General features: G+C 64.2%; 19 protein-coding genes. 12 read left to right on the forward strand and 7 right to left on the reverse strand.

Going from position 1 to position 17,481, the window contains the following annotated elements; translation table 11 throughout:
* Window positions 1–40: 40 nt before the first annotated feature.
* The gene (locus BLT92_RS00530) at window positions 41–634 is read left to right on the forward strand and encodes a TetR/AcrR family transcriptional regulator (protein WP_231938950.1); all 594 of its coding nucleotides are present in this window, start codon (window positions 41–43) and stop codon (window positions 632–634) included.
* A 91-nt stretch (window positions 635–725) separates the two neighbouring features.
* The gene (locus BLT92_RS00535; protein WP_092101816.1) at window positions 726–947 is read left to right on the forward strand and encodes a DUF3107 domain-containing protein; all 222 of its coding nucleotides are present in this window, start codon (window positions 726–728) and stop codon (window positions 945–947) included.
* 126 nt (window positions 948–1,073) lie between these two features.
* Here BLT92_RS00535 and BLT92_RS00540 read toward each other — a convergent pair whose 3' ends face one another.
* Window positions 1,074–1,706 carry a ferritin-like fold-containing protein gene (locus BLT92_RS00540; protein WP_092101819.1) on the reverse strand — a complete coding sequence of 211 codons (633 nt, stop codon included), beginning with the start codon at window positions 1,704–1,706 and terminating at the stop codon, window positions 1,074–1,076.
* Window positions 1,707–1,767: 61 nt separating this feature from the next.
* Here BLT92_RS00540 and BLT92_RS00545 point away from each other — a divergent pair, with 61 nt between their 5' ends.
* Window positions 1,768–3,237: a DEAD/DEAH box helicase gene (locus BLT92_RS00545; RefSeq protein ID WP_092101822.1), complete on the forward strand. Its 1,470-nt coding sequence runs from the start codon at window positions 1,768–1,770 to the stop codon at window positions 3,235–3,237.
* 136 nt (window positions 3,238–3,373) lie between these two features.
* Window positions 3,374–4,480, forward strand: a complete 1,107-nt coding sequence (locus BLT92_RS00550) for an acyltransferase (protein ID WP_092101825.1) — start codon at window positions 3,374–3,376, stop codon at window positions 4,478–4,480.
* A gap of 16 nt (window positions 4,481–4,496) precedes the next feature.
* Here BLT92_RS00550 and BLT92_RS00555 read toward each other — a convergent pair whose 3' ends face one another.
* Window positions 4,497–5,354 (reverse strand): PHP domain-containing protein, encoded by an 858-nt coding sequence (locus BLT92_RS00555; protein WP_092101828.1) that lies wholly within the window; start codon window positions 5,352–5,354, stop codon window positions 4,497–4,499.
* A 79-nt stretch (window positions 5,355–5,433) separates the two neighbouring features.
* On the opposite strand from BLT92_RS00555, the gene BLT92_RS00560 reads away from it, so the two are divergent.
* Window positions 5,434–6,948, forward strand: a complete 1,515-nt coding sequence (locus BLT92_RS00560; protein ID WP_092101831.1) for an aminopeptidase P family protein — start codon at window positions 5,434–5,436, stop codon at window positions 6,946–6,948.
* Window positions 6,945–8,021, forward strand: a complete 1,077-nt coding sequence (locus tag BLT92_RS00565; RefSeq protein WP_092101834.1) for a P1 family peptidase — start codon at window positions 6,945–6,947, stop codon at window positions 8,019–8,021. The genes BLT92_RS00560 and BLT92_RS00565 overlap by 4 nt, the downstream gene beginning before the upstream one ends.
* 145 nt (window positions 8,022–8,166) lie before the next feature.
* On the opposite strand, the gene BLT92_RS00570 is transcribed toward BLT92_RS00565, so the two are convergent.
* Window positions 8,167–10,095, reverse strand: coding sequence for a calcineurin-like phosphoesterase C-terminal domain-containing protein (locus BLT92_RS00570; protein ID WP_092101837.1), 1,929 nt, complete (start codon window positions 10,093–10,095; stop codon window positions 8,167–8,169).
* Window positions 10,096–10,312: 217 nt separating this feature from the next.
* Between BLT92_RS00570 and BLT92_RS00575 the strand changes: the two genes are divergently transcribed.
* The 4 genes from BLT92_RS00575 (at window position 10,313) to BLT92_RS00590 (ending at window position 13,814) form a co-directional block, all read left to right on the forward strand.
* Window positions 10,313–11,587, forward strand: coding sequence for a magnesium transporter MgtE N-terminal domain-containing protein (locus tag BLT92_RS00575; protein WP_092101840.1), 1,275 nt, complete (start codon window positions 10,313–10,315; stop codon window positions 11,585–11,587).
* A 2-nt stretch (window positions 11,588–11,589) separates the two neighbouring features.
* Window positions 11,590–12,141 carry a DUF1003 domain-containing protein gene (locus tag BLT92_RS00580; RefSeq protein ID WP_092101843.1) on the forward strand — a complete coding sequence of 184 codons (552 nt, stop codon included), beginning with the start codon at window positions 11,590–11,592 and terminating at the stop codon, window positions 12,139–12,141.
* Between the two features lie 23 nt (window positions 12,142–12,164).
* Window positions 12,165–13,289 (forward strand): Mrp/NBP35 family ATP-binding protein, encoded by a 1,125-nt coding sequence (locus tag BLT92_RS00585; protein WP_092101846.1) that lies wholly within the window; start codon window positions 12,165–12,167, stop codon window positions 13,287–13,289.
* A 90-nt stretch (window positions 13,290–13,379) separates the two neighbouring features.
* Window positions 13,380–13,814, forward strand: coding sequence for a hypothetical protein (locus BLT92_RS00590; RefSeq protein ID WP_092101848.1), 435 nt, complete (start codon window positions 13,380–13,382; stop codon window positions 13,812–13,814).
* 69 nt (window positions 13,815–13,883) lie between these two features.
* Here the strand turns inward: BLT92_RS00590 and BLT92_RS00595 are convergent, their stop codons facing one another.
* The gene (locus BLT92_RS00595) at window positions 13,884–14,360 is read right to left on the reverse strand and encodes a twin-arginine translocase TatA/TatE family subunit (RefSeq protein WP_092101851.1); all 477 of its coding nucleotides are present in this window, start codon (window positions 14,358–14,360) and stop codon (window positions 13,884–13,886) included.
* A gap of 178 nt (window positions 14,361–14,538) precedes the next feature.
* Here BLT92_RS00595 and BLT92_RS00600 point away from each other — a divergent pair, with 178 nt between their 5' ends.
* Window positions 14,539–14,871, forward strand: a complete 333-nt coding sequence (locus BLT92_RS00600; RefSeq protein WP_092101854.1) for an MGMT family protein — start codon at window positions 14,539–14,541, stop codon at window positions 14,869–14,871.
* Window positions 14,872–14,882: 11 nt separating this feature from the next.
* A complete protein-coding gene (locus BLT92_RS00605) occupies window positions 14,883–15,545 on the forward strand; it encodes an O-methyltransferase (protein ID WP_231938951.1) in 663 nt (220 codons plus the stop codon).
* A 109-nt stretch (window positions 15,546–15,654) separates the two neighbouring features.
* Here BLT92_RS00605 and BLT92_RS00610 read toward each other — a convergent pair whose 3' ends face one another.
* From BLT92_RS00610 to BLT92_RS00620, 3 genes are all read right to left on the reverse strand, one after another.
* A complete protein-coding gene (locus BLT92_RS00610) occupies window positions 15,655–15,825 on the reverse strand; it encodes a DUF3117 domain-containing protein (protein WP_092101857.1) in 171 nt (56 codons plus the stop codon).
* Between the two features lie 130 nt (window positions 15,826–15,955).
* The gene (locus tag BLT92_RS00615) at window positions 15,956–17,191 is read right to left on the reverse strand and encodes a hypothetical protein (protein ID WP_092101860.1); all 1,236 of its coding nucleotides are present in this window, start codon (window positions 17,189–17,191) and stop codon (window positions 15,956–15,958) included.
* On the reverse strand, window positions 17,188–17,457 hold the full coding sequence (locus BLT92_RS00620) for a DivIVA domain-containing protein (protein WP_092101863.1): 270 nt from the start codon (window positions 17,455–17,457) through the stop codon (window positions 17,188–17,190). The genes BLT92_RS00615 and BLT92_RS00620 overlap by 4 nt, the downstream gene beginning before the upstream one ends.
* Window positions 17,458–17,481: the final 24 nt, after the last annotated feature.

Below are 17,481 nucleotides of genomic sequence, written 5' to 3' on the forward strand. Positions count from 1 at the left end.
TTGGCGGGTCCCGGACTTGGTTATCGCGTAGCATGATGGGATGTCGAGTCTGCAACAGAGATTGCCCCGTGAACAGCGTCGTGACCAGTTGGTGGGGGTGGCACGTTCCGTGTTCGCGACCCGTGGATACCGGACCACCTCAATGGACACGATCGCCGAGGCAGCCGGGGTCTCAAAACCCGTCCTCTACCAGCACTTCGCGTCGAAGCAGGACCTCTACCTCGCACTCATCGACGATTCCGCCGCGCACCTCGACACGACTCTTGATGCCGCGATCGGATCGACCACGGATCCGCATGAGAAGGTTCGGGCCACCTATCGTTCCTACTTCGAGTTCGTCGTCTCCCATCGCGAGGAGTTCGTCATCCTCTTCAACTCCGATGTCTACGAACCGGAGGCGCAGGACCGGATCCGCAGCCTCCGCGAGCGTTCCGCCTCTCGTGTCATGACAGCGTTGAAGAGCTACACCGACCTCGATGACATCCAGGCACGGCTGCTGTGCCGAACCCTCATCGGCACCGCCGAAGTCGTCATCAAACAACTGGAGACGACGCCGCAGATCGACGTCGACACAGCCGTCACCCTGCTCACGCAGATGAGTTGGGGCGGACTGCAGTCCTTCACCACGAAGTGACTGGGATCTATGACCTGATGAGGGAAGAAAACACGACCTCGCTGACGTTAAGCTGAGGACGACTCAAACCACGATCCGCACAAGGAGCACAATGGAAATCAAGATCGGCGTCAAGCAGTCACAGCGAGAAATCGTCATGGAATCTGACGAGGCCCCCAAAGATCTGGCCGCGCGCATCGAAGAATCCGTCAAGTCCGAATCGCTGCTGTCCTTCACCGATTCCAAGGGACGCCAGGTATTCGTCCCCGGAGCCGCTCTGGCCTATGTCGAAATCGGCACGGAAAACGCCCGGCGTGTCGGCTTCGGTGCCTGAGCGATTGTCTGCGCAGAGCATCGTGAGGGAATGAACGTCGAACGACGGTGAATTCCTCGTGAATAGGCTGAGGGCCCGGTTCCTGACCGGGCCCTCAGCCTATTCACCCTCCGGATTCGAACTGTCTCAGGCGACGAGCCCCAGCGCCGACATCCGTTTCGAATGGTTGGCTGTCACCGCCGGAATCGACGCCACCACCAGATCTTCGTCGATGCCCAGAAATGGGTCCGTGAGGAGGTTGCGTGCTCGGCCCAGGGTTTCGGCCACAAGCTTGCGTCCCCACAGCGCCAGACGCGACGCCAGCTGAGAGTCGGCGGCAACGTCAATAGTCAGACGATTGCGCACATATTCAGTCGCCCGTGTATCATCGAGAATAGTAATTGCCAGGCTGTATCCGGGCTCGCTGAGCTCATCCACGGCCGTGCGGTAGAAGTCATTCATGATTCCGTCGAAGACGAATCCCTTCATGAGACTTTCGTGCCAGTCACGAGGACGAGTCCGTTCCGCCAGCACGGTGAAGGTCGGCTCGAAATGCTGACAGAGCTCGACCGCATCCTGGCCCAATCGACTGATGTGCTGCGAGAGCTCTTCGAAGTTCGCAAAGGACAGAGAGGCCAACCGCGCCAAAGTGACTTTATCGTCCATGTGCACAGCGGTGGTCGCGTTGGTGGCCATTCGTTCGAAAGCGGTCAGCTCGCCGAACGCCAGAAGTGCGAGCGTAGCAGCATTATTACCGGCCAATGGGGCAGAATCGGGCATAACTCAAGAGTACCGGTTCACGACCATGACGAGCGCGAAGGCGCTAAAAGGAGTTTGAAACATGGCGGAGACAGAACCAGATTTCGCAGAACTGGGAGTCGCTGGGCCGATCGTGGCCTCGCTGGCCGCCTCAGGCATCACCCACCCCTTCCCGATCCAGGCGATGACTCTGCCCGTGGCGCTGTCCGGAGCCGACATCATCGGACAGGCGAAGACGGGAACGGGCAAGACGCTGGGCTTCGGCATTCCGCTCCTGCAGCGTGTCGTCGGCAAGGATGAGGATGGCGGCGCACCAGCCGATCCTGAGAGCACACCCGAGATCGTGGCCGACAGCACCGAGACACGCCTCCCCCAGGCTCTGGTCGTCGTGCCCACCCGTGAGCTGGCCAAACAGGTCGCTGCCGACCTCGTCACTGCGTCCACACAGCGTGATATCGACATCATGACCATCTACGGCGGCATGGACTTCGACCCGCAGATCAAGAAGCTCAAAACCGGTGTCGATGTCGTCGTCGGCACACCCGGGCGTCTCCTCGACCTCTACGGGCGCAAGGTTCTCCGGCTGCACAAGGTGCGCACGGTCGTCCTCGACGAAGCCGACGAGATGCTCGACCTCGGGTTCCTGCCCGATGTCGAGAAGATCATCAATGCGGTGCCGGCACACCGTCAGACCATGCTCTTCTCCGCCACCATGCCCGGCGCGGTCATCACCCTGGCCCGCCGCTACATGAGCCGACCCACCCACATTCGGGCACACGACAACGAAGACCTGTCACTGCTGGGCAAGAACACGACTCAGTTCGTCTACCGCGCCCATTCGATGGACAAGAGCGAACTCGTCGCCCGAATGCTGCAGGCCGAGGGACGCGGACGAACCATCATCTTCACCCGCACCAAGCGAACCGCAGACAAACTCGCCGCCGAACTCGCCGACCGCGGCTTCCAAGCCAAGCCACTGCACGGCGATCTCGGTCAGGTGCAGCGGGAGAAGGCTCTGAAGTCCTTCCGCGACGGTCAGGTCGACGTTCTCGTCGCCACCGATGTCGCGGCACGCGGAATCGACATCGATGATGTCACCCATGTCGTCAATTACCAGTGCCCCGATGATGAGAAGACCTATGTCCACCGCATCGGCCGCACCGGTCGTGCCGGCAACACGGGTATCGCCGTGACGTTGGTCGATTGGGACGACATGCCGCGGTGGCGGCTGATCAACCGGGCCCTCGGCCTCGACCACGACGAGCCCGCGGAGACCTATTCGACCTCGCCGCACTTCTTCGCCGACCTCGCCATCCCCAAGGGGACGAAGGGGCGCCTGCGCAGGCAGCAGACCGAAGGTTCTCCAGACCATAGCGGTGCGAAGAAGTCTGAACAGCGCCGAGGCGGTTCGTCCGGCGGCAGGGGATCGTCGGCAGGCGACGAAGGACGGAAGAAGCCCCGCCGGAACCGCGAACGCCGACGCACCCGTGGCGGCAAGCCCGTGGGACGCACCTCGAGTGCCCCCAGCGACAGCCAGAACTCCGCGGAATAGGGCAACTAGCCAGAGCCAGTCTCAGCCGAGCAGCGGCCCCGACCACCAGTGGTCGGGGCCGCTCGTTCATCTTGCGTTCAATTCATGCCCAGACAATGACAGGGCCGATGTCGTCAAGCATGAACGAGAGTGAGTTTTGTTCGGTTCGCACCGACCGGACGCGGAGTCCGTCGCAACAGCACCACAGGGGGGAATCCGACCCGAGATTCGCTCGCAGGAGTTCCCGCTCGCCTCACGGGGCCACCGCCATGATGTCGATGTCATGCGCGTTCTGGCGGGTCTGACCGTCATGGTCGGCCACTCCGGTGGAGTCCTCATCGGACGCGGTGAGGAAGCGGACACCGATCATGCCTGGCTGCTGGGCCACCTCGCCGAGGCGGTCAATCCGTGGGCGGTTCCGATGTTCTTCATGATCGCCGGCTGGGCGACCCTTGTGGGTGCGCCTCCCCGGTCGGGAGCAAAGGTGTGGGACCGCATCATCCGACATTTCGTGCCGCTGTTCGCGTGGTCGATCATCTTCATCCTCGGCTTCAACCTCTTCGACACTGATGGCGTCGACGTTCGCCACGATCTGGTCCGCACCTTCCTCGAAGCCGGCCGTCCCGCATTCCATCTCTGGTACCTCTACGCGTACATCCCGCTCATCCTCGTCTGTGGGACTCTGGTGCTGTTCTGGCGCGGGCAGCGACCGTGGAAGCTCACCGCCTTGGCTGTCGTCCTGGCCTGTTCGAGTGTCTGGGCGCCGTTCGTGCTCGAACAGCTCGGCTCGAGCCAGGACGCATGGAAGTGGGGCTTTGCGACCTACCAGGTGGTGTACTTCTGCATGGGCGCCTTCTTCATCCACTATGCGAAGGACCTGCGACCGCCGATGTGGACACTGGTCCTCGCGTTCGGCGCCTGCGCGGCCGGAGTCTTCTTCTGGGAATCGGACTACTCGTACCCGATCGCCAATGCGAATCCGCTCATCGTCGGATTGGCGGTCAGCGTCATCCTCATCATCTCCCGCATCGAACTGGGCGACCGCACGAAGCGCTTCTTCACGAAGCTGGCTGGGGCCTCATTCGGCGCGTTCCTCGTGCATGTGTTCTTCCTCGAGCTCTTCTTCGAGCGCCTCTTCGTCGTCGATGCCTCGCCGCTGCTGCTGGTCGTGCAGTATGTGGGCTATCTCGGACTGACCGCGGCCCTGTCCTACGCACTCAGCCTGATGTGGGGAAGGCTGCGCCTGCGCCGAATCCTCGGGTGAAGTCGGCTGCCGGGTCTCACCCCTGGATGAAGTCGACTCCCCCGGGACGGGAGTTCGCCCGCTCGAGGAGTTTCGAGAACATGTGACCGGTGGTGACATGTTCGCCCAGGCGATTGGGCTTTCCGGTGCCGTGATAATCACTCGACCCGGTGATGATGAGATCGTGTTCGTGGGCGAGTCTGCGCATGACCTCGCGTTCGTTCGGCGGGTTGTCGCGATGATCGACCTCAAGACCGTCAAGACCCGCCGCGATGAAATCGGCCATCGCAGTATCGGGCACCACCAGCCCGCGCATCGCAGCCCGCGGGTGGGCGAAGACCGAGACTCCGCCGGCTTCTCGGATCAGCGAGATGGCGGTGATCGGGTCGATGGTCGGCAGACTCACATGGTATTTGCCATGGCTGGACAGGATCGAAGTGAAGGCTTCGGTGCGCGAGGCCACGATGCCCGCGGCCACCAGGGCATCAGCGATATGGGGCCGACCGATCGTCGCATCTTCGCCGGCGACGGCGAGGACCGCGTCCATGTCGATGGGATAGTCCTCCGCGAGGCGGTCGATGATGAGGTGTGTGCGATCGAAGCGGGCGCGCCGCGTCTCTTCGACCACCGCTGCCAAGCCGGTGTCATAGGGATCGTGGAGGTAGGACAGCAGGTGCACGCTGATTCCCTCGTGCCGGCACGAGATCTCCATTCCGCGGACCAGCCCCAGGCCGTAGACCCTGGCGGCAGCCTCCGCTGGAGCCCACCCGGCAGTGGTGTCATGGTCCGTGACGCCGAGCACGTCGATGCCTTCCATCGACGCTTCGGATATGAGTTCGGACGGGGTTTGAGTCCCGTCCGAGAACGCAGTGTGCACATGGAGATCGATGACCATGCGTCCAGTCTATCCGCAGACACCGGGGATACTCGTCTTCGTCCCGGCAATGACTGCAGGCAGTGCCTAGAATGGAAGCATGACAGCCCAGAATGAAGACAGCACAGACACAACCCAGGCCCTGGACGACCGCGTCAACAACCGTTCCCACCGCCCCAATTCGCAGGCATTCCGTGATTTCGTCGCCGAGGGCTGGGATCGCACACCACTCGACGCCCAGGCACTCGCCGCAGCCGGTTTCACCCCAGCACGACGGGCGAAGGTCTCCGCGGCCTTCCCCGGTGAGCGTCTCGTCGTTCCCGCCGGCGGCCTCAAGGTTCGGTCGAACGACACCGACTACCGTTTCCGTGCGCACTCGGCATTCATTCACCTCACGGGTCTCGAGACCGATTCCGAACCGGACGCCGTCCTCGTCTTCGAACCCGAGGACGACACCCACAGCGTGACCTTGTACTTCCGTCCCCGTGCCGGATCGGACACCGTTGAGTTCTTCTCCGATTCCCGCTATGGCGAGTACTGGGTCGGTCCCCGCGCCGACCTTGAAGCGATGTCGACGATGACCGGCATTGCCACCGAGAGTTCTGCAACGGTCGACGATGCGATCACGAAAGACCTCGGCGCGATCTCCGTCCGCCTGGTCCGCCAGGCCGATGTCCGCATCGATTCGGTCATCGATGTCGCCCGCAGTCAGGTGCAGGCCGATCTCGAAATCTCGGAGGCCGGCGACGCCGAACTGGCCCAGCTGCTGTCCGAGCTGCGCCTGATCAAGGACGAACACGAGGTCGATGCTCTGCGCGAAGCTGTGGCCATCACCCGTTCCGGCTTCGACAATGTCGTCGCCTCGCTTCCTGCCGCGGTGGCTCATCGACGCGGCGAACGCGTCATCGAGACGGCATTCGAAACGGCGGCCCGCTCGGACGGCAACGGCATCGGATACGACACGATCGCGGCGTCGGGCAACCACGCCTGCACCCTCCACTGGATTCGCAATGACGGTGTGGTCCGCGCCGGCGACCTCATCCTCGTCGATGCCGGGGCCGAGGCCGATTCCCTCTACACCGCCGACATCACCCGCACGCTGCCGGTCTCAGGCACCTTCACCGACGTTCAGGCGAAGATCTACGACGCCGTGCTCGAGGCATCGGATGCGGCCTTCGCCGTCGCCGCTGAGCACGTCGGCCGTGAGGTGAAGTTCCGCGAGATCCACGACGCTGCGATGGAGGTCATCGCCGCTCGTCTCGAGGAGTTCGGAATCCTGCCGGTCTCAGCTGCCCAGTCGCTGTCACCGGAAGGTCAGCACCACCGTCGGTGGATGGTCCACGGAACCAGCCACCATCTGGGTCTCGACGTCCACGACTGTGCCCAGGCCCGCGCCGAGATGTACCTCGATGGCGTGCTCGAACCCGGCATGGTCTTCACGATCGAACCCGGCCTGTACTTCAAGACCGACGACCTGCTCCTGCCCGAGGAATTCCGCGGAAACGGTGTGCGCATCGAAGATGACGTTCTCGTCACCGCCGAGGGTGTCGAGAACCTCTCCGCCGGCTTTCCCCGTACCCGCACCGAGGTCGAGGCCTGGGTCCAGGGCCGATGAGCGCACGCTCGATCCGGGGCAGGGGAATCCTGGAGATACCGGGAATCGCCGTGGGCCATGCCGGACAGTTCAGTCCCGATCGGCTGACCGGTGTCACGGCCGTCCTGCCCCCTTCGGGCTCGCGAGTCGGCGTCGACGTCCGTGGTGGCGGTCCGGCCACCCACGAGACCGACGTCATCGCCCCCGGCACCCATTCCTATGGCGCCGATGCGATCGTCCTGGCGGGTGGTTCGGCCCTCGGGTTGGCATCGGTGACCGGTGTCGCCGGCGCCCTCGCCGAGGCGGGCCGAGGGTTTCCCGCCCCTGGGATTGAGAACGCCGTCGTCCCTCTCGTCCCTGCCGCTGCGATCTTCGACCTCGGTCGAGGCGATGGGTCCGTCCGTCCGCCCACTGCCGAGGACGGCGCGGCCGCCGCCCACACTGCGCTGTCTGCCGCGAACGACAGTGCGGAGAACACCGAGGTCAGGGGCAGCCTCGGCGCGGGTGTGGGTGCTCGTTCGGGGATGCAGAGCATGCGCAGTTCGCTGGGTTCGTTCGCGATCCGACTGCCCGGCGGATATACCGTCGCGGCTCTCGTGGTGGCCAACCCGCTGGGCACGATCGGGACGCCCGACGGCACGCTGTGGGCTCACCCGCTGCTGCGTTCCTATGGGTTCGAGCTGCCGAGGATCGGGCATCTGCCCGCCGCCCCCGTGCCCTCGACGGAGGCCACCTCGGCGAAGAACACGACGATCGCCGTCGTCGCCACCGATGCCCGCTTGGACCCGGCTCAGGTCACCCGATTCGCCTCGGGCGCTCATGCCGGCATCGCCCGAGCCGTCCACCCCTCGCACACGCTCTTCGACGGCGACACCGTCTTCGGCATCGCCACCGGCGAAATGAGCCTGCCCGAGGATTTCGCGGCTTCGACACTCGATCAGGTCTCGCTCACGGCGGCCGCCGCTGATGCTCTGAGCTTCGCCATCATCGACGCCCACGCCGCTGCCGCCTCGGTGCCGGATTCGTGGGGCCAACCGCCGACGCTTCACGATGTCGCCCCCGAGTTCGCGGGAGCCTTCACAGCGCTGGACTGAGGATCGCCGCGCCGGCCGCAACAGCTGAGGCCGCCGAACACGCCGAGGCGCACAGCAACAGGGGCGGGCACAGACATCGCTGATGTCTGTGCCCGCCCCTGTCCTGTGCGAATCTGCCTCAACAGCTTCGCTTAAGGGGATTCGATCAGTTCGAGGCCTTGCGAGCCTCGTCGGAGTCGAGTCCCTGACGGTCATCTTCGTCGACCTTCTTCTCCTGCTGAGTATCGAAGCCGTCCTTGGTCAGCTTCTTCTCCGAGGCTGCTGCTGCGGCGGCCTCGTCCTCGACGACGGTGAAGCGGATGGTCTCCGTGTACTGGCGGCCGTACCGGTCTGTACCGGTCACCTCGGCGCTGTGCGTGCCGAGATCGAGATCGGACGGGATCTCAGCGCGCCACAGGTGCGAGCTCGTCTGCCCGACGCTGCCGGATGTGCGCAGGTTCTGCGACGCCGTGTACGGGTCGGTGTACTCCCATCCCTTGGCCAGCGCCTCGCCCTTGCCGGGCTGAGTGTGCTCGGCGAGGACGTTCGCCTTGCCGTCGAAGCTCATCTCGACCCGGGCATCTGAGGTGCCGGCCAGGAAGCTCGAGGTCAGCCAGGTCTCACCCTGCTTGAGGTCATCACGGGTGACGACGCGCTCGGAGATGGCCTCAGGTTCGGTGCCCGCCTTGTCGGCATCCTGCCAGTCCTGTGCCTCCTGCGCCCATTCGCGCCATTCGGGTGAGTTCACGCCCAGCAGCAGCTGGTGGTCATCGGATTCGTTGCGCACCGTGTAGCGTTCGCTGCGGTCGGCGCCGTCGAACTCGAGGGTGAGCACGCCGGGCTCCGATCCGTCGCGGGTGAAGGCGTAGGGAAGCCCGTCTGCGTTGAGCCCGCCCGAGTACCAGTCGCCGGAGACTGCGCCGGCGACGATCTGGGTGTTCGGGAGCTCGTCGATGCCTTCGGCTGCCCATTCCTCACGCTGTTCACCGGCGATGAGGTTCTCCTGCGTGTGCGTGTGCCCACCGACGGTCACCGCGTTCGGGTAGTCGCCGATGATGTCGTAGAGGTCGGTCGCATCATCGACGATGACCTGTTGGTGGTCGACGATCGGAGCGTGCGTGGCGATGACCACGTGGGCGTTCTTCGGCACGTTCTTGAGGTCGTTCTCCAGCCATTCGAGCTGTTCTTCCCCGATCTTCTCCTTGTACTTCTTCGTCGACTCGTTGCCCGAGTACTCGATGCTGTCGAGGACGACGAAGTGGGTCTTGCCGACATCGTAGGAGAAGTGGCCGGGGCCGAACTGGTCACGGAAGGTGTCAAGGGCGTGGGCGTCGTCCGGCGAGTCGTAGTCCTGGTCATGATTTCCCGGCGCGGCTCGGACGGGGCCGTTCATCTCGGAATAGATGTCACGGAGTTCGTCGTTGAGGCTGAGGTCGTCGCCGACGTTGTCGCCGAGGAGGAGGACGCCGCAGCCCTTGTAATCGTTGCGATCGGCCAGATCACCCACGGCTCCGTCGCGAGCATAGCCCATTTCGGTTTTGTCATAGGCCTGAGTATCGGAGGCGATGGCGCAGTCCTGCTTCGCCGAGGCGGTCGCTTCGGACTCGATCATCGGGAAGTTCACTGCCTTGGGAGTCTCACCCGTGGGTTCGATTCCGCCGTACTTGAAGTCCCCGGGGGATCCTTCCGGCAGGTGGTTGTAGCTGAACTGGGCGAAATTGTCCGAGTCGACGGGCACCTGCCAGCCGGAGGGCTGCGTGATGGAGACCGTCATATTCTCCCGCACCGGCAGCTCGTAGGTGCCCTCGCCGTCGGTCTGCACGACGTCGACGCCGTTGGTGACGGCGACACCGGGGATGCCGGTCTCGTCTCCGTCGAGCTTCGAGTTCTCGTTGACGTCGTCGAATACCTGTCCCTGCAGCGTCTCCGGATCATCGGCCTGACCGCGGTCGACCTGCACATGCCCCTCGTAGAGTTCGGCAGGGGCCTCGGCTGCCGATGCGGAGCTGGCTCCTGCCAGCGGCGCCATCAGGGCCAGAGCAGCACAGGCGCTCAGCCCCGTCACCGCGCTGGGACGAAGTCGTCTTTCAGACATATCGGTTGGTCTCCTTGTTATCGATACTCGGAAGAGCTGACGGAAAAGGACGCTACGGAGGCTGAGAGACTCCTGTGTGACAGCGGTGCGACTGCCTAATGAACAACAGGTGATGTCGGAATGGCGGGCGCCGACGCCCGGTTCTTCGCCCCCTCACAGCCGTTGCTTCAGCCGCGCTTGACCCACACCTCGGGCATCACCCCGTAGGCTTGAGAGCATGAGTGGTCCACCGAAAAGAGTCTTCGTCGCGCGCCTCATCGCCGTCCCCGTCTTCGACCCTCTCGGGGACCAGGTCGGCCGTGTCAGGGATGCCGTCATCGTCTACCGCGCAACCATGCGGCAGTTCCCCCGGGTCATCGGCCTCGTCGTCGAAGTTCCCGGCCGACGACGGGTGTTCGTGCCGATGGGCAGGGTGACCTCGATCGACTCCGGCCAGGTCATCACCACCGGTTTGGTGAACATGCGACGCTTCGAACAGCGTCGCTCCGAGACGCTGGTCATCAACGACCTCCTCGACCGTCGCCTGCGACTGCGCGACGATGACTCCCCCATCCAGATCGAAGACGTCGGCATCGAGCAGCAGGTCAACAAGGACTGGGAGGTCACTCGCCTCTTCGTGCGCAGAGTCCAGGAGCGCAGCGCGTTCTCCGCCTTCCGCCGGCGCGGTGAGACGATGCAGATCTCATGGACCGACACCGAGCACCCAGCAGACTCCGACGTCGACCAAGAGGCGACGCAGCTCATCGCCGCCTACCAGGACACGAAGCCCGCCGACCTCGCCGACGTCCTGTTCGAGATGAAGCCCGAACGTCGCCTCCAGGTCGCCCGAGCTCTCGACGACGAGCGCCTGGCCGACGTCATCGAGGAGCTGCCCGACGAGACACGGGTCGAGGTGCTCTCCTCCCTCGACACCCAACGTGCGGTCACCGTGCTCGAAGAGATGGAGCCCGATGACGCGGCCGACCTCCTCGGCGAACTCAGCGATGAGCAGGCAGAACGCTTCCTCACCCTGATGGAGCCCGATGACGCCGAGGATGTGCGGACCCTGCTGTCCTACGATGACGACACCGCCGGTGGGTTGATGACCACAGAACCGGTCATCCTGACCCCGGAGACCACCGTCGCCGAGGCGCTGGCCCATGTCCGCCGGGAAGACCTTCCCGCAGCGCTGGCCGCGGCGGTCTTCGTCTGCCGCCAGCCGATCGAGACCCCGACGGGCAAGTATCTGGGCATCGTCCACATCCAGGAGATGCTGCGACACCCGCCGCACGAGGCCGTCGGCATCATGCTCGACACGGAGGTCGAAGCGCTGCCACCGGACTCGCCGCTGGGCGAGGTGACCAAACTGCTGGCGGCGTACAATCTGGTGTCGGTGCCGATCACCGACGAGAACGACCACCTCATCGGCGTGGTCACCGTCGATGACGTCCTCGACGAGCTACTGCCCGATGACTGGCGGGTCTCCGGTCGCGATGATCACAGGAGGGGATAGCCATGGCTGCTGACGATTTCGACGTTCCCCGTTCGAGTAGGCGCAGACTTCCCAGCATCGCGATGTCTCCGGAGACCTTCGGACGTGGTGCCGAGGGCTTCGCCCGGTTCATGGGAACTCCCGCCTTCCTCGTCGGAATGACCGTGTTCTGCGCTGTCTGGCTGATCTGGAACACGCTGCTTCCCGAGGCCTGGCAGTTCGACCCACGGTCGTTGAACTTCACGCTCCTGACGCTGATCCTGTCGCTGCAGGCCTCCTACGCCGCGCCGCTTATCCTGCTGGCGGAGAACCGCAGCACCGACCGCGACCGTGTGGAGTTCGAACACGACAGGCAGCGCGCAGAGCGCAACCTCGCCGACACCGAATACCTGGCTCGAGAGGTCGCAGCACTGCGCATCGCCATGCGTGAGGTGGCGACCCGCGACTTCATCCGCTCCGAACTCAAGGACCTGCTCAAGGAGCTCGAGGAGGACGCGAAGAACCCCGGAAACGACCCTGTCCGAAGTGACCGCTCCGATGACGAGCAGGTAGGCTGGAGGCCCCGAGACGACTGATCGGGACGAGAAAGGACGTGAACATGAGTGGGCCATCTGAGGACACTGTTCGGGACGCTCTGACAGGCGTCATCGACCCGGAGATCCGCCGCAACATCGTCGAACTCGACATGGTCGACGACATCAGCATCGACGGTGGGAAAGTCACCGTCACCGTTCTTCTCACCATTGCCGGCTGTCCCCTCAAGGACACGATCACCAAGGACACCACGGCTGCGGTGTCGAAGGTCGACGGCGTCACCGAGGTGTCTGTGATCCTCGGCACCATGACGCCCGAGCAGCGCACAGCTATGCGCGAGAAACTCCAAGGCCCCGGCACGAGCCGCGAGGTCCCATTCAACAAGCCCGACTCCCTGACGAAGGTCTATGCCATCGCTTCGGGAAAGGGCGGTGTGGGCAAGTCCTCGATCACCGCGAATCTCGCCGTCTCCCTGGCCCAGAACGGATTGCGGGTCGGCGTCGTCGACGCCGACATCTACGGCTTCTCGATCCCGACGATGCTCGGACTCTCGGGCAAACCGACCCGCGTCGATGACATGATCATCCCCCAAGTCGCCCATGACGTGAAGGTGATGAGCATCGGCATGTTCGTCCCGCCCAACCAGGCCGTCGTGTGGCGGGGCCCGATGCTCCACCGCGCCCTCCAGCAGTTCCTCACCGACGTCTTCTGGGGCGACCTCGACGTCCTCCTCCTCGACCTGCCGCCAGGCACCGGTGACATCGCGATCTCCGTGGCGCAACTGCTCCCGGGATCCGAACTCCTCGTCGTCACAACACCCCAGCAAGCGGCCGCGCAGGTCGCCGAACGCGCCGGCTCCATCGCCACGCAGACCGACCAGCATCTGGCCGGAGTGATCGAGAACATGTCCTGGATGGAGCTGCCCGACGGCACCCGCATGGACGTCTTCGGCTCCGGCGGCGGTGCCCAGGTGGCCGCGAACCTGTCCACGACGGTCGGTTCCCAGGTCGAACTGCTGGCACAGGTGCCGCTCGATACCCAGGTTCGCGAAGGCTCGGACTCGGGAACCCCTGTAGTCCTAGGACAGCCCGACTCCCCCGCCGCACGCGAATTCGCCTTCTTGGCCTCGACGCTGGGCCATCGCTCGCGCGGTCTGTCCGGCAGATCTCTGGGCCTCAGCCCGGTCTGATCCGCTTGATCGTCCACCGCCACCCGACTGCGAGGCATCTTCGCACTTCTCGCAGCCTGTGCGGTCCTGGCCCTCATTGCCGGATGCGTCGTGTCCGGACCCACCCGGAACACCCCCACTCGCTCCAGCCGGCAGAGCCACGATCCCGGGCGGAACAGAGACAAGGCCACGACGGCAGAGGCGAACCTCGACGCGTTGAGGCAGAGCATCCGCAGCTACGCGATGGTCGATGACACGCGCGATCCGAAGACGAACATCCATGTCTCCGGCCTGCCCGGTGTTAACTCCCTGAACTCTGCCACCGAGAAGACTCTTCTGCGGACCATCAGATCAGCAGGCGGCTTCCATGGCCACCGGGCCTACTCCCCCGTGGCGACATCACCGGTCCACCACCGGGAGTCCACGGCATTCGTTCCGGCCACGGCCACCTCGGCGAAGGACGCCGACGACGGTCACCGCCAGCAGGCTGTTCGCGGGGATCGGATTCGAGAAGGGCGGGTCCTACTTCTGCCGCGGCTACGGTGACGAACTGTGCTCGAACCCGGAACATCCCGCGGTGGTCAAGAACTGACCGGTGGCCTCAGTCCGCTGGGTTCAGGTTGCTTCGGAGTCGAAGGGCGCGGTGGCGGAGCGATCGCGCATGACGGACTGAGCCTGGAAGCGTTCGATCGGTGACAGGGGCCTCGGTCGAGAATAGCCAGACCCGGAATCCTCGGCACCATCTGCGGAGCCTTCGGCACCCGCGTCGATCGACCGAGCGGACTTGTCACTCGCCGCAGCCGATGACTCGCGGAGCTTGGACTCGCGGATGGCCGAATCCTCTTCGACGAGGGCCTCACGCACGATCCGACGCGGATCGTATTGGCGTGGGTCCAGTTTCTGCCAGTCGACGTCGTTGAAGTCGTCCCCGAAGTCGCGACGCACATTGTCCTTCGCACCCTCGGCCATGCGCCGCATCTGTCGCACGAGTTCACGCAGCTTCTGTGCGTATTCGGGCAGGCGTTTGGGCCCGATGACGACCAGTGCGATTACCACCAGGATCAACATTTCGGTGCCGTTGATACCCAACATGAAAACAAGTCTACCGTGCACCGCAGTATGCTCGACTCACGGTCGGCACAGGATGAAGTGCGCATCGCAGGCACGCTCATCTACTCCACGTTCGACCGGACAACGGGACAATATTCGACCGGGGAATGGCAGGGTATTCGACCGGAGAGCGGCCAGAATACAGGAGGGAGTCGAGCAGATGGACGAGGTGGTTGTCGAGCGGGTGCTGCGCATCGTCGAACTCGTTCCCAAGGGCCGAGTGGTCGCCTACGGCACTGTCGGACAAGTCGCTGCCTGCTCGCCGCGCTATGTCGGGCGCGTGATGAAGGAATTCGGGTCGAATGTCACCTGGTGGAGGGTCGTCAACGCCGCCGGTGTTCTCCCTGAGGCGCTGCTGCCCGCGGCTCGGGAGCATTGGGACGACGAGGCCACTGCGCACACGCATGAGAAGGTGAGCCGCTCGGCCTTCGTCGGCCCCGATCATCTCGAGGAGCTGTGGCGGACCCACGGCACCGATCCCGCGAGCAGTTAGACTGAAATCAAATGTCAGCCGAAAGCGAGGGTCGATTGTCACGCGAGAATGCCGGTGATCTCACCTTCTCCGAACAGTACAACGGGCCCGACCCGCTCCTGGACGCTGCGCGGGCCCTCTCACACGAAAACGGTCTGGCGTCGGTGTCGCAGACGACCGCGTCGACACTCACCCTCCTGGCCCGACTGCTCAGGCCGGTCGCGGCGGTCGAAGTCGGCACGGGTGCGGGAACGTCGACATTGGCGCTGCTGCGAGGCATGCCCAACGCAGGGATCCTGACCTCGATCGACACGAACTCCACGGCTCAGGCCGCGGCCCGTGACCTCATCGACATGGCTGGGATCCGACACAGCCGCCTGCGTCTGATGAGCGGACGCGCCGAAGACGTCCTCCAACGTCTGGCACCGGGGGCATATGACATGGTGTTCGTCGATTCGGAGCCGACGAACCTCGAGCGCATGATCGAACCGGCACTGCGTCTGCTCGACACGCACGGGCTCCTCGTCATCCATCAGACCCTGCTCAAAGGGGGTGTGGCCGATCCTGTCGACCGTTCGCCGCGCACGCAGGCGGCGCGGGGACTGCTCAACCGTCTGGCCGGACAAGAACGCCTCGAACGCGTCCTGCTGCCCATCGGCCAGGGTCTGCTCATGCTGCAGAAGACCCTGCGCTGAACGACCGGGAACCTGGGCCTGAGAATGCGAAAACAGCAGAGACTCTGCGGAGTCTCTGCTGTTCGTTCAGCCGGGCTGTTCGTTCAGCCGGGAAAGTGTGCTGTGGTGCTCAGAGGCCCAAGGTCTCGGCCAGGGTGTCATGCAGATCTGTGGCTTCGTCTCTGCTGAGTTCGATCACAAGACGGCCTCCGCCCTCGACTGGAAGTCGCATCACCATGCCTCGACCTTCTTTGGTCACTTCCAGAGGTCCGTCGCCGGTGCGGGGTTTCTGGGCTGCCATGTGGGCTCTTCCTTCCGTTGATTCTGCAAAGACGGTTCACGCTCGATGGACCGACTGTTGTACATCGATTATTCCACGATCCGGTCACCGACGGGTAACCCGACCGAATTCTGACATCCGAACCTGGCTTCTACGGAGGCAGATCCGCTGGTGGGGTGAAGTGCCACAGGTAGGCGACCCAGACGATCTGGAGCAGAATGAATGCGCACAGCAGCGCCGCCCGGTACCCACGAGAGCGCACCAGAGACAGCGTCAGCGCCATCGGGAACAGCGGCAGCAGAAGTCGCAGGGTTGACGTCTGCGGAGTGAAGAAGATCAGTAGGTAGACGCCGTAGGACAGACAGAAGTACTGCATTGTTCTGCCCATCCTGGCCCCCGCCGGGGAGAAGATCAGCGCCAGCATTCCCGCGATGACGACGAACAGGAGAACCGGTCCCAACGGGCCGATGAGGCTGTTGGCTTGGGCCAACCACTGCACCAGGTAGGTCGATTCGCCCGTGTGCCATGCGGCCTCGGTGTCCGTGTACGCGGTGATCGACCCGGTCACCAACCAGGCATGGACGGGGTGAACCAGCGCCGCGACACACGAGAGCACACCCAAGGTCCACGATCGGGCCACCTCGGCGGCGGGATAGGGGTCTCGCCTGCGATTGACGAAGCGATCGATGAGGTGCAGCAGCATGAAGAAGGAGAACGCCACACCGATGGGCCGCGACAGGTCCATGAGGAACACGACGGGGATCGCGCTCAGGTAGCGGCGGTCGACGATGAGGAAGAGGGCGCTGGCCTGGAGCAGGAGCGTCAGGGATTCAGCGTACCCGGTGGAGAAGATGGCCGCCGGTGGGAAGAACACGACGAGGGCGAGACCGGTCAGGGCCTGCCCTGGATCCACATACCTGCGGAACAGCGCGAGGATGACGATGGAGGCGAACCCGGCCGCGATCGTCGAAATGATCGGTGAGATCACCTCGTAGCTCACACCCGTCATAGTCGAGATGTAGCCGACCACCCCAGGGTGCAGAGGATAGAACGCCCATTGGTTCTCCATCACCGCTCCCGACTCGTCGACCGGGAGGCTGCGCGGGTATCCCTCCTCGGCGACGCGGGAGTACCAGCCGCCGTCCCAGAAATTCAGGAAGTCGTTGAGGGTGGTCGTCACTGGGCTGGAGGACCAGTTCGCCGGGTCCTGGCGCTTGAGGACCGCGGCGAAGATCGAGATGCTCACAACTCGTGAGACGAAGTACACTGCCACGGCCTGCACCCACACGGGCAAGGTGAGGAACAGGGTGCTCCAGCGGGACAGACGGGAGGAGTTGAAGACTTCAGGGGCGAGGGTGATTCCGGGGAGGTCGTGGGCTCTGCTCATTGCTGCCCGCGTGCGGCTTCCAACTCGAGGATGCGGGTGCGCAGTGCTTCGACCGCGGTGTCGACGTCCTCCATGCGGTAACCGCGCAGGGCAGGCCGGAACGACAGTCCCTCGAGGTCCTCAGGCGTGAAGTCGTGAGGCAGCGGCTCCCAGGCGGCGTCGGTCTCCTCGGCGGACTCGGCGGAGAAGACGTTGAATGTCGCCGCCAGCACGATCACGAGCACGAAGATCGCAGCGGCCACTCCGATCACAATCCACAATGGCATATCGTCATTTTCTCACAGTGGCAT

It is taken from the genome of Brevibacterium picturae (assembly GCF_900105045.1).
Lineage (GTDB): Bacteria > Actinomycetota > Actinomycetes > Actinomycetales > Brevibacteriaceae > Brevibacterium > Brevibacterium picturae.

What these genes read in the sequence shown, in the direction of transcription:
- BLT92_RS00580 (WP_092101843.1), top strand. Translation starts at nt 11,590, where the DNA reads ATGGCTGCTGACGATTTCGACGTTCCCCGTTCGAGTAGGCGCAGACTT.
- BLT92_RS00615 (WP_092101860.1), bottom strand. Translation starts at nt 17,191, where the DNA reads ATGAGCAGAGCCCACGACCTCCCCGGAATCACCCTCGCCCCTGAAGTC.
- BLT92_RS00585 (WP_092101846.1), top strand. Translation starts at nt 12,165, where the DNA reads ATGAGTGGGCCATCTGAGGACACTGTTCGGGACGCTCTGACAGGCGTC.
- BLT92_RS00530 (WP_231938950.1), top strand. Translation starts at nt 41, where the DNA reads ATGTCGAGTCTGCAACAGAGATTGCCCCGTGAACAGCGTCGTGACCAG.
- BLT92_RS00540 (WP_092101819.1), bottom strand. Translation starts at nt 1,706, where the DNA reads ATGCCCGATTCTGCCCCATTGGCCGGTAATAATGCTGCTACGCTCGCA.
- BLT92_RS00605 (WP_231938951.1), top strand. Translation starts at nt 14,883, where the DNA reads ATGTCAGCCGAAAGCGAGGGTCGATTGTCACGCGAGAATGCCGGTGAT.
- BLT92_RS00600 (WP_092101854.1), top strand. Translation starts at nt 14,539, where the DNA reads ATGGACGAGGTGGTTGTCGAGCGGGTGCTGCGCATCGTCGAACTCGTT.
- BLT92_RS00560 (WP_092101831.1), top strand. Translation starts at nt 5,434, where the DNA reads ATGACAGCCCAGAATGAAGACAGCACAGACACAACCCAGGCCCTGGAC.
- BLT92_RS00570 (WP_092101837.1), bottom strand. Translation starts at nt 10,095, where the DNA reads ATGTCTGAAAGACGACTTCGTCCCAGCGCGGTGACGGGGCTGAGCGCC.
- BLT92_RS00575 (WP_092101840.1), top strand. Translation starts at nt 10,313, where the DNA reads ATGAGTGGTCCACCGAAAAGAGTCTTCGTCGCGCGCCTCATCGCCGTC.
- BLT92_RS00620 (WP_092101863.1), bottom strand. Translation starts at nt 17,457, where the DNA reads ATGCCATTGTGGATTGTGATCGGAGTGGCCGCTGCGATCTTCGTGCTC.
- BLT92_RS00535 (WP_092101816.1), top strand. Translation starts at nt 726, where the DNA reads ATGGAAATCAAGATCGGCGTCAAGCAGTCACAGCGAGAAATCGTCATG.
- BLT92_RS00545 (WP_092101822.1), top strand. Translation starts at nt 1,768, where the DNA reads ATGGCGGAGACAGAACCAGATTTCGCAGAACTGGGAGTCGCTGGGCCG.
- BLT92_RS00565 (WP_092101834.1), top strand. Translation starts at nt 6,945, where the DNA reads ATGAGCGCACGCTCGATCCGGGGCAGGGGAATCCTGGAGATACCGGGA.
- BLT92_RS00555 (WP_092101828.1), bottom strand. Translation starts at nt 5,354, where the DNA reads ATGGTCATCGATCTCCATGTGCACACTGCGTTCTCGGACGGGACTCAA.
- BLT92_RS00595 (WP_092101851.1), bottom strand. Translation starts at nt 14,360, where the DNA reads ATGTTGGGTATCAACGGCACCGAAATGTTGATCCTGGTGGTAATCGCA.
- BLT92_RS00610 (WP_092101857.1), bottom strand. Translation starts at nt 15,825, where the DNA reads ATGGCAGCCCAGAAACCCCGCACCGGCGACGGACCTCTGGAAGTGACC.